The sequence below is a fragment of the Pandoraea terrae genome (assembly GCF_902459695.1).
Classification (GTDB): Bacteria; Pseudomonadota; Gammaproteobacteria; order Burkholderiales; family Burkholderiaceae; genus Pandoraea; species Pandoraea terrae.
Genome location: NZ_CABPRZ010000080.1, coordinates 1 through 532, shown reverse-complemented (window position 1 = coordinate 532; position 532 = coordinate 1). Strand labels below are relative to the sequence as shown.

General features: G+C 66.0%; 1 protein-coding gene. It reads right to left on the bottom strand.

All coding sequences use genetic code 11. From position 1 onward, the window contains the following. On the bottom strand, positions 1-532 hold a 532-nt coding region (locus tag PTE30175_RS28075), incomplete at both ends, for an NAD(P)(+) transhydrogenase (Re/Si-specific) subunit beta (RefSeq protein WP_150700340.1).

Below are 532 nucleotides of genomic sequence, written 5' to 3'. Positions count from 1 at the left end.
TAGCGCACCTGCACACCCTTTTCCGTGAGCTTGTCGGTCAGCTCCTTGAGGGCATGCTGCGCGCGCGCCACCGCCAGGCCGTAGCCCGGCACGATCACCAGCGTCTCGGCGTTGCCCATCAGGAATGCCGCGTCGTCGGGCGAGCCCGACTTGACCGGACGTTGCTGCTGTTCGCCCGCGGCTGCAGCCGCCCCGGCCGTGGCGCCGAAGCCGCCGAGCAGCACGTTGAAGAACGAGCGGTTCATCGCGCGGCACATGATGTACGACAGGATCGCACCCGACGAACCCACCAGCGAACCGGCGATGATCAGCATCGGGTTGTTCAGCGAGAAGCCGATGCCCGCGGCCGCCCAGCCCGAGTACGAGTTCAGCATCGACACCACCACCGGCATGTCTGCGCCGCCGATCGGGATGATGATCAGCACGCCCAGCACGAAGGCGATGGCGGCCATGATCACGAACGGCAGCCAGCTTTGCGACAGGAAGAAGAGGATGCCGAAGCCGAGCATCGCGATGGCCAGCATCAGGTTGA